Raw genomic sequence first — 7,689 nt, 5'->3', positions numbered from 1 at the left:
TCCATTTTACTCATGCTCGCAACGGCGTTAGCAAAATGCGGCTTCAATGTTGAGATAGCAGTAGATGGTACGGAAGGAATAAAAAAGTTTGATGAAGGCCATTTTGACTTGGTTATTACGGATATTCTAATGCCCGGCCTTGGTGGTAATGATGTAGTTAAGTACGTACGCAATTCCGAAAAATCTTTTACACCGGTTATCGGTATCACCGGGACCCCCTGGCTGCGTGAAGATGCCTACTTTGACGCCGTCTTTACCAAGCCTTTCTCAATCGAGGTTCTGGTCGATACTGTCAAAAGTCTGGCTGCAACAACTTTAAGTTCAATGTCAGTCAGTTAAGTGTTTTTGCTAAGGTCTCGGGATCATACCCAATCATTAATAATACTATCCTGTTTGTTTACTGGCCGCTCGTTCCCGGTGTTCTCATATTCCTGGTAACCTTTTTTCTCTTTTTCAGGTTTTTTAGCTTCAATGGTTTCAAAGTTGATCCCGACGTCGGGATCAAATAGTTTCGGAAAATCAGGCTTCAGACCTTTTTCTGAGCTAAAAACGGTTTCGTTTTCTACATAAATAGAGACGTTTTTCTGCTCCAAGGGATTGTCCAATTTTTGCCCGTTAGCATGTATATATGGCCCCTTACCATCTTCGGGCAGCCTGAATTGACCGTACTGCTGTTGCCTAACATAATTAGTATTGTTGGAAATTTTCATAAAAACTCGCCACCTTCGCATTAAAAGCTCTGAAATGCAAAGTATCTATACAATAAGATTGATAGAATCTTGTGGCTGCCCGGTATCTTGCCGTGAAGACGACTCGTTTACTAAATAACCTTTGGCATTATATGACTCCGTTTCAACGTCGCTGTCTTCTGAAACATCTATGCCTGCCGATTGCTTAGCAACATTTTGTCTGCTGACGTCAAGATTAGAATCGCCACTTTTGTCCGAATCTTCGACAGCTCTCGGATCTTCGGTTTCAAGATCTTGTTCTACCTTGACATCCGGGGCTTGTGGTACAGGTATACTATTTATGGCATCGGTAATCATGTCCATTCCCTCCTGTTTCGTGTAAAAATTTCAATAAAAAACCCGCTTCCGAAAAGGGGAAGCGGGTTTTATTCTTTCAACCTGGCAACCCCGCTGTCTTACCCCGCCCTGCGGGACTTAGACCGGAAGCTTTGCGTCCCATCCTTTCGGAAGGTTTGCCCTTCAGCAAATCAATTGACACTTGTCTACACTTTACATATCGGCACTAAACATTAAAAACTTTAATCTTTTTTTATCTTTGCTGTAGTTTGGCTATAAAAACAGATGTTTAGAGGTGAAGCCCTCAGCTTCTCAATAACCACGAAAAAATAGCCCTTTATGGATGGAAACTAATTAAATTCCTGCAAGAGGAAAGATATTTTCTTTTATCCTGGCGACAACCGATTGGGCCATTTCCCGGGCGCGGTCGACGGCGGCGCCCTTGGTTTTATATGGCGGATCTGAGAGCGTAAGTTTTCCATCCAGTCCGGACTGATGTTTTTTGACAAAATTTGCGGGCAGCTCGTCGGGAACTTTGACCCCTTTCATGACAACCCACGCCATGGTCCAGGCCCGGGCCACATTCATGACATTGTATCCGCCGCCACCCAGAGCCACCCATTTAAGCCCCCAGGATTTGATTTCCTGCACCAGCCTGATAAAGCCGTTGGTAGTCAGGTTCAAGGCGGCCAGAGGGTCTGTCGTCAAGGTGTCTACTCCCAGTTGGGTAACCAGCACATCGGGTTTATAAGCGCGGACAAGCGGCGGCACTACTTCCATAAAGGCCCAAAGATACAAATCGTCATCAGTTGCGGGCGCCAGCGGTACATTGACCGCGTATCCCCGGCCGGGCCCTTCGCCCATATCATCAGGAAAGCCGGTGCCGGGGAAAAGGGTGTGTCCGTGCTGGTGAAGTGAAATGGTCAAAACCTGATCCGTGTTATAAAACACCGCTTCAACGCCATCGCCGTGATGGACGTCGATGTCCAGATAAATCACCCGCAAACCATCCTGGATCATCCGGGCTATCCCCACCGCCGGATCATTGATGTAACAGAATCCGGAAGCCTTATCAGGTAGTGCATGGTGCAAACCGCCCGCAATATTGAAGGCAATCTGTTTGTTCTTTTCCCTTACCTGGCGAAAGCATTCCAGGGTTGCGCCGGTTACCAGTAAGGACCAGTCATATAAACCGGCAAATACGGGATTGTCACCACTGCTCAAGCCGAATTTCCAAGCCTGTGAGGGCGCCTGCCCGGTATTGGCTTGCTGGAGTATTTCCAGATATTCAACAGAGTGAACAGCTTGAACGTCCTTTTCACCGGCCGCTTGGGCTTCTACCCAAGGCGTTGCGCAAGTATCAAAAAGTCCATAGGCATCGATCAAATCCATGGTTAGCTGCAGCCTCTCAATTTTCAGGGGGTGGCTGGATCCGTAACTGTGACGGCCAAACTTTTTGCTGAAAACAAGAACTTCTTTGCTGGTTGCACTCATATTATTCTCCTCTGGCGACATTCCCATGAAATGCGAAACAGCCACATTAATCCGTTTAGTAAATAATCCACACCCATAGTACGTGGCTTTGATTTGCCCCCATAGGGGTGCACCTATTTCAAATGGAATAAATTAAATTCCAAATATCAAATATCAAACAAATAACAATCGTTCGACCTCGAGGCTCTCGACAGGTAACCAAAAGGGGAAATCCCAAATAACAAAATACAAATAACAAATAAATTCCAATCGTTCGACCTAGAGGCTCTCGACAGGTGACCGAAAAAACAAATAACAAACAAAAGAATAAAAAAAATAGTTTTAGCCCTTGTTTTGAATTTGAGACTTGGAATTTGTGATTTATTTGGAATTTGGTGCTTGTGATTTGTTATTTATTTAATGTTTGGTGCTTGTATTTTGTGATTTTAGACACAAAACTCCAAGGCAGAGCCGGAGAACTGACCTGGCTCTCCGAGGCGTAGGCTCTACGAGCCGGAGGCCCAGAGGACCAGGTTTTTCAGGACATAAGAAATGGCACTTAAAAACAATTCAATTTCGTTATACAACTACTAAAAGGGAGGAAATATTTGGCACGATATACAGGTTCGGTATGTCGGCTGTGCCGACGCGAAAACTTAAAATTGTTTCTAAAAGGAGATCGCTGTTATTCTGACAAATGTGCTTTTGATCGGCGCAGCTATCCACCCGGACAGCATGGGCAGCGTCGGGGCAGAAAAATTTCCGATTACGGTATCCAACTTCGAGAGAAACAGAAGGTAAAACGAATGTACGGTCTCAGCGAAAAACAGTTTCATCTGTTTTTCAAAAAGGCTGACAAAAAGAAAGGTATAACAGGAACAAATCTACTTGTGGCGCTTGAACGTCGACTCGACAATGTGGTTTATCGTTTGGGGTTTGTTAACTCGCGTACGCAGGGGCGTCATTTTGTAAGACATAGACACTTTTTGGTTAACAACAAAAAAGTGGATATTCCGTCCTACCTTATTAGTGTTGGCGATGTGATAGAAATCCGGGGAAAAAGCCGAAAAATCCAAGCGATATCAGATGCACTAGATGCTGTGGTTCGCAGAGGTGTACCCCAGTGGCTTGATCTGGAAAAAGATAGCCTGAAAGGGGTTGTGAAAAGTTATCCCGTCCGGGAAGATTTAACCATGCCCATGCAGGAACAATTAATAGTGGAGCTTTATTCCAGGTAACTACAATCAAAAGCCCTCTGAAAAAAATTGGAGAAACAATAATGTCATCAAATGAACTTATGTACATGAACTGGCAGGAGATGATCAAGCCGGAAAAAGTTCAAGTAACCAGCAAACCCACCTATGGCAAGTTCGTCTGTGAACCGCTTGAAAGAGGATTTGGCATAACGATCGGAAATTCTCTGAGACGGATTATGCTCTCTTCTCTTTATGGAGCAGCGATTACTTCTGTAAAATTCGAAGGCGTGATGCATGAGTTTAGCACTATTGCAGGCGTTTATGAAGATGTATCTGAAATTATCCTCAACTTGAAAGAGGTACGCTTCAAGCTTTCTGACCCTGAACCGAAAACAGTACGCCTTGATGCCGAGGGAGAAGGCGAAGTTACAGCCGGTGATATTGTCAGCGAGGACGGCAGATGTGAGGTGCTGAATCCGGAGTTGCATATTGCAACCCTTTCGAAAGAAGCCAACGTTAAGATGAGCATAACCGTCAAAGTGGGTAAAGGATATTCTCTGTCCGAGGGCAATAAAGATGAAGACGCACCACTTGGAACGATTCCGATGGATGCTGTATTCTCCCCGGTTAAGCGTGTGACTTATGTCGTGGGAAATGCCCGGGTCGGCCAGAGAACAGACTACGACAAGCTTACCATGGAAGTATGGACCGATGGAAGCGTATTGGCGGAAGACGTTGTTGCTTATGCGGCCAAGATATTAAAGGAACAGTTGACTATTTTTATCAATTTTGATGAAGAGCTTGAGCCGGAACCCGACAAAAAGGCTGAGAAAGCAGATAAGCCCCAGTTTAATGAAAATCTTTACCGAAGCGTTGAAGAGCTTGAGCTTTCCGTGCGTAGTGCCAATTGCCTTAAAAATGCCGATATCCTGAAAATTTATCAACTGGTAAATAGAACCGAAGGTGAAATGCTCAAGACCAAAAACTTTGGGAGGAAATCCTTAAACGAGATTAAGGAAGTCTTAGCGGAAATGGGTCTTTCTCTGGGGATGAAGTTGGAAGGATTTGTACTGCCCGAGGAAGATAAGGAAGAAGGAGAGAGCTGATACGATGAGACATCGCAAAGCCGGTTTGAAATTAAACAGAACAAGCAGCCATCGTAAGGCCATGTTCAGAAACATGGTAACGTCTTTGTTTAAACATGAGCGGATTCGTACGACCGATGTAAAAGCAAAGGAGTTGAGACGCTGGGCCGACAATTTGATTACGCTCGCCAAACGTGGAGATTTGCATGCCAGACGTCAGGCCCTGGCGATTGTAAGGGAGAAAGACATAGTTCACAAACTGTTTGAAAACGCTGCTGAAAGGTACAGTTCAATTTCCGGCGGGTATACCCGCATTGTTAAACTGGGAAGACGCCGTGGGGATGCGGCGCCGCTTTCACTGGTTGAACTTATTACCTCCAAAACGAGCGAAAAGAAGAAAAAGAAGAAGGCTAAACCTGTAGTAGAGAAAAAGCAGGTTGCCGAAGCGAAAGTGATCGATGAAGAAGCGCCGAAAGATAAAGAAGAAACAAAAGTAGAAGAAGAAATAAAAGAAAAGAAGACCGCCGAGAGACCCACAGAAACGGCCAAACCTAAAAAAGCAGAGGCCAAAAAACCTAAAGCCAAAGTGACCAAAGCCAAGGAAGACGATACCGCGGCAAAAGCGCCTGAAGCCAAAGCTGCCAAAGCTAAGAAAGATGATGCCGCGTTAAAAGAGCCTAAAGCCAAAGTGACCAAAGCCAAGAAAGACGATACTGCGGAAAAAGCACCTAAAGCCGAAGTAACCAAAGCTGAAAAAGACGATACCGAACCAAAAGAATAACAGATTTTAGCATTATAATATCAAACACAAAAAGCTCTGCCATGTTTGGCAGGGCTTTTTTACGTCCGGATTCTTCATGAATCAGAAATAATAATGTCAAAAGGTGAGTTTGATTGATTTTAAAAACTTTACCTAATGAGGATATGTTAATCGTATCGCATTATCATTGTAATTTCAAGAACATGACCTATATAGTAGTTATATGCAATCGGGTTCCGTAGCATTTGTAACCTGCTTGCTCCAGTGTTCAGTTTAAATAAGACACATTTTATTGTAGAATACAAATGATAGTCTGAATCGGCGGTTGTGTTAGCTTGCCATGAACAAAGCTATCAATCAGACTGCTTTTATTGAACATATCTCATGGATATCACACAGAATAAATGCTCTTTTGTTTACATTAGATGGCAATATTTCGGTCCTCACCTATAAATGATCATCAACCTGCGTTCTAAAACCCTCATTGAGCGAAAGTCGAAAGTGCACCAGATTCCCCTGATAACGGGATCTTCGTTTCATTACGAGAGGCGTCAAGGGCGAAGCCCCGCTTGATTGAGCGGGATAAGCCTACGTAAGGCTACTAGGAATTAAGGAGCTGAGGGAGCTACTTTAACAGTTTGTCGTATTCCGCATGTGTGCCGATCCAAAACCAAAGGAGCTCGCCCTCAACTTCAACACCTAAAGTGCGATACCTTTGTCCCACTCTTACCGACCAATATTTACCCGCCTTTTTTGTATGCAAGGAAGGGTGTTTCGGATCATTTTTCAGCAAAAGAGAAGTTTTTATCTGCCAATGCTTTGATTGGTTGGGGAAGCTTTTCATAACATACCCAAAAAGAAGGGCTGGCAAAGTGCTTCATAATTCTGTAAATTTGCCTTCTTTGAAGTCAGTTAATGCTTTGTTGGCAATATTGTCAAGTTTTCCAGCCTTAACATCTTGCTCAAGTTGCCTATCCCATAGTTGAGCATCGAATTCCCCGAACCAAACGCGGAATTTTGCGAGCTCCTCCGGTGGTAAATTGGAGACAGCTTTCTCTATTTCTTGTATCGTAACCATTACTCAACTTCTCCTATGGCTTATTATTTGTATCCATAAGCCAGGTTTTTTCGCCATAATTGCATAAAGAATCAAAGAATATGGGAATTACTTTGATATCTTCCCATACCATTGTTTTGTGAATCAGAGTGTTACCAAACTTATTATTACTACCATGAAAAGTAAACATAATCAAATCGCTATTTAGATTTCATACTTGCAAAATTGGATCAGCCGAAATTATATCGAATTCGCTAAATCAACTGATTAGAGATTTGATAAAGCTCGTCATTTCGGAAAGGACCGCTTCTTGAGCCTGGAAGTGGGGCACATGGCCGCAGGCGGGAATAAGTATAGCCTCCACCGGGCCGGACACCTGACCGGCGATTCTTTCGACCTGGGCATTAGTTCCGTATTCATCATCTTCACCCTGGAGCACCAGCAGCGGGCAGATAGGTCTGTGATTCTATCGTCAGATAATCTGTCGGCCAGAGGCCTCCATTCGATTGTAAGGCAACAATGAGGACTACTCAATTTTCTTAGAATTCCTAATAAATTGTTTTTATTTCATTATTCCACTACTCCATCGCTCCAATACTCCATAAGAACAATGAATTGCAAAGACCATGAGCCCCTGTGGGGGGCAAACCAAAGCCTGGTCCTATGGGCCAAGATTCTTCACTTATGGATGGGCACTAATTACAAAATCTTTCCATTGATATTTTCAAAGCTTGAATATAATACATATACCTAAACTTATCGGTTCTAGGTTCAGGGTTCTAGGCTCAAAGTTTATAACATATTGATATTACTTAACGTTACAACTCAATGTCAGGATTGGTCTTTTGCACCCATCTATCTGCCGTACAAGACTTTGGCAGGCGGGTTGGGTGAGAATTGCTTGTCGCCTCTATTGAGGCGTAACTCTTTTGAATTGAGCCTGTTAGGGCTCATCAACCCGGAACCCCTGGCCCAGACCTGATTTCAAGAAGTTGAATCCAATGCGTATATTTTAATAGCAGAGGGTTGATCTCCTTGATAACGGCCGTCGCGCTCTCCGAGGCGTAGGCTCATGTCTCTACGAGCCGGAGGC

General features: G+C 43.9%; 8 protein-coding genes, 1 pseudogene and 1 riboswitch. Of the genes and pseudogenes, 4 read left to right on the top strand and 5 right to left on the bottom strand.

Features of this window, described 5'->3' with window-relative positions:
- Positions 1 to 339 (top strand): response regulator (locus V3S16_RS05205; RefSeq protein ID WP_413883615.1); only part of this gene is annotated, 339 nt, incomplete at its 5' end.
- 23 nt (positions 340 to 362) lie between these two features.
- Here V3S16_RS05205 and V3S16_RS05200 read toward each other — a convergent pair.
- The 3 genes from V3S16_RS05200 to V3S16_RS05190 form a co-directional block, all read right to left on the bottom strand.
- Positions 363 to 710, bottom strand: coding sequence for a hypothetical protein (locus V3S16_RS05200; protein ID WP_413883614.1), 348 nt, complete (start codon positions 708 to 710; stop codon positions 363 to 365).
- A 45-nt stretch (positions 711 to 755) separates the two neighbouring features.
- The gene (locus tag V3S16_RS05195; protein ID WP_413883613.1) at positions 756 to 1,052 is read right to left on the bottom strand and encodes a hypothetical protein; all 297 of its coding nucleotides are present in this window, start codon (positions 1,050 to 1,052) and stop codon (positions 756 to 758) included.
- Positions 1,053 to 1,126: 74 nt separating this feature from the next.
- Positions 1,127 to 1,216: riboswitch (cyclic di-GMP riboswitch) on the bottom strand.
- 163 nt (positions 1,217 to 1,379) lie between these two features.
- A complete protein-coding gene (locus V3S16_RS05190; protein WP_413883612.1) occupies positions 1,380 to 2,519 on the bottom strand; it encodes an acetoin utilization protein AcuC in 1,140 nt (379 codons plus the stop codon).
- Between the two features lie 587 nt (positions 2,520 to 3,106).
- On the opposite strand from V3S16_RS05190, the gene rpsD reads away from it, so the two are divergent.
- The 3 genes and pseudogenes from rpsD to rplQ all read left to right on the top strand — a co-directional run.
- The gene (gene rpsD, locus V3S16_RS05185; RefSeq protein ID WP_413883611.1) at positions 3,107 to 3,736 is read left to right on the top strand and encodes a 30S ribosomal protein S4; all 630 of its coding nucleotides are present in this window, start codon (positions 3,107 to 3,109) and stop codon (positions 3,734 to 3,736) included.
- A gap of 41 nt (positions 3,737 to 3,777) precedes the next feature.
- Positions 3,778 to 4,800, top strand: coding sequence for a DNA-directed RNA polymerase subunit alpha (locus V3S16_RS05180; RefSeq protein ID WP_413883610.1), 1,023 nt, complete (start codon positions 3,778 to 3,780; stop codon positions 4,798 to 4,800).
- A 4-nt stretch (positions 4,801 to 4,804) separates the two neighbouring features.
- A pseudogene (rplQ, locus tag V3S16_RS05175) lies at positions 4,805 to 5,152 on the top strand (50S ribosomal protein L17); the annotation flags it as partial.
- A gap of 1,264 nt (positions 5,153 to 6,416) precedes the next feature.
- On the opposite strand, the gene V3S16_RS05170 reads toward rplQ, so the two are convergent.
- Entirely contained in the window at positions 6,417 to 6,617 is a 201-nt protein-coding gene (locus tag V3S16_RS05170) for a hypothetical protein (protein ID WP_413883609.1), read from the bottom strand.
- Positions 6,618 to 6,855: 238 nt separating this feature from the next.
- Positions 6,856 to 7,035 carry an alpha/beta fold hydrolase gene (locus V3S16_RS05165; RefSeq protein ID WP_413883608.1) on the bottom strand — a complete coding sequence of 60 codons (180 nt, stop codon included), beginning with the start codon at positions 7,033 to 7,035 and terminating at the stop codon, positions 6,856 to 6,858.
- Between the last annotated feature and the right edge of the window lie 654 nt (positions 7,036 to 7,689).

Origin of the sequence: Candidatus Desulfatibia sp., assembly GCF_036446775.1 — a bacterium.
GTDB lineage: Bacteria > Desulfobacterota > Desulfobacteria > Desulfobacterales > UBA11574 > Desulfatibia_A.
Note: the sequence above shows the minus strand (reverse complement) of the source record. Positions and strands in the feature narration are given on the sequence as shown.